Source organism: Streptomyces murinus, from assembly GCF_002154555.1.
In the GTDB taxonomy this organism is placed as follows: Bacteria; Actinomycetota; Actinomycetes; order Streptomycetales; family Streptomycetaceae; genus Streptomyces; species Streptomyces murinus.
In genome coordinates this window covers 1-1,825 of the sequence record NZ_MUNF01000743.1, presented here as the reverse complement: position 1 = coordinate 1,825, position 1,825 = coordinate 1, and the positions used below count along the sequence as shown (strand labels likewise).

Genomic DNA, 1,825 nt, shown 5'->3' with positions numbered 1-1,825 from the left:
TCCCCGCCCCGCCCAGGCGTACGCCGTCCTCGTCGTCCCCCGGCTCGGGCTGCGCGTCCCCGTCGCGGAGGGCGTCGGCAAGGCGGACGTCCTGGACAAGGGGTACGTCGGCCACTACCCGGGCACCCAACAGCCGGGCCAGGAAGGAAACTTCGCGCTCGCCGGGCACCGGAACACCCACGGGGAGCCCTTCCGGTACCTGCCCCGGCTGCGGCGCGGGGACGCCATCGAGGTGGAGACGGGGACGGCGACGTACACCTACGACGTGGACAGCGTGCTGCCGCGGACCTCGGCGATGGACTCCGGGGTCGTACGGGCCGTTCCGCGCTCCCTCGTCCGGCCCGGGTACGGGTACCGCGAGCCGGGCCGCTACATCACCCTCACCACCTGCACGCCCGAGTTCACCTCCCGGTACCGGATGGCGGTGTGGGGGAAGCTGGTGTCGGTCCGCCCCCGGTAGCGGCCCCCCGGGTAGCGACCGCCCCCGGTAGCGCCCCCCGGTAGTGGCCTACTTCCGGTCCCGCAGCGCCAGCACGCCGATCGCGCCCGTCACCGCCAGGCCCGCCGAGACCAGCAGGGCGAGGTCCGTGCCGTGGGCGAGGTGGCCGCCGGAGGTGGCGAGGGCGATGGTCAGGGCGACGCCGACGCTGGAGCCGATGTAGCGCAGGGTCTGCTGGGCGCCGGAGCCCATGGCGGCGCGTTCGCGCGGGACGGATTCGACGGCGAGGAGCGGAAGGGCGCCGTTGAGGAGGCCGCTGCCCACACCGCCGATGATCAGACCGGGCAGCAGCCGGGTCCAGGAGCCGGAGCCGATGGCGCCGAGCATGGTCAGGGCGCCGACGGCGTGCAGGGCGAAGCCCAGGGCGAGTTGGCCGCGCGGGGGGATGGTCAGGCGCTTGACCTGGAGGGCGACGCCGAAGCTCAGGCCGGACCAGAGCAGCAGCAGACCGGCGGTGGCCAGCGGGGAGAGGTGCAGGGTCCGCTGGACGACCGAGGGCAGATAGCTGAAGACGGCGATCACCGCGAGGCCCGTGAACAGGCCGCCCGCCGAGGAGGCCAGGAAGCGGCGGTGGCGCAGCAGGCCCAGGTCGATCATCGGGGTGCCGGAGCGCCGTTCGACGGCGACGAAGACGGCGATCAGCGCCACGGCCGCCGCCAGGAGCAGCCCCACCGGTGCCCGCAGCCAGCCGTCCCGGCCCAGCGTCAGCGCCGCGACCAGGGCGACCAGCGCGAGTCCGAAGGTCAGCGCGCCGGGTATGTCGGGGCGGCCGCCGCGGGGCGCGCGGGACTCGGCGAGGGTACGGGTGCCGAGCGCGGCCAGCAGCAGGGCGAGGGCGCCGAGGACGCCGTAGCCGGCGCGCCAGTTCGGCAGCGCGGCCGCGACCAGGGGGCCCGCCGCGATACCGCCGCTGACGAACGCGCCCCACACCCCGGTCGCGTGCAGCCGGCCGCGCGGACTGGGGAAGGCGTGCACGATCAGGCCGAGTGCGCTGGCCAGCAGGGCCGCGCTGGCCGCGCCCTGGGCGATGCGGGCCAGGGTGAACTGCCAGGTCGAGGTGGTCAGCGCGCCGAGCGCGGTGGTCAGGCCGAGGGCCAGGGTGCCGGCGAGGAAGATCCGGCGGCGGCCGTAGTCGTCGGCGAGGCTGCCGGCCACCAGGAGCAGGGCGGCGAGGCCCAGCGGGGTGCCGTTCAGGAGCCATGCCTGGCCGGAGAGCGGGGTGTGCAGGGCGGCCGCGGTCCCCGGGAGCGTGACCATCGGGGCCGTGTAGTTCATCAGGGTCACGGCGGTCGCCGCGCTGACGAGGGCGAGGGTGGCGCGGGGGCG

General features: G+C 75.8%; 2 protein-coding genes. One reads left to right on the top strand and one right to left on the bottom strand.

Annotated elements, in window-relative coordinates:
* A partial coding sequence (locus CCN72_RS34280; RefSeq protein ID WP_143664297.1) for a class E sortase occupies positions 1 to 460 on the top strand: 460 nt, incomplete at its 5' end.
* Between the two features lie 48 nt (positions 461 to 508).
* Here the strand turns inward: CCN72_RS34280 and CCN72_RS34275 are convergent.
* On the bottom strand, positions 509 to 1,825 hold a 1,317-nt coding region (locus CCN72_RS34275), incomplete at its 5' end, for an MFS transporter (RefSeq protein WP_107430239.1).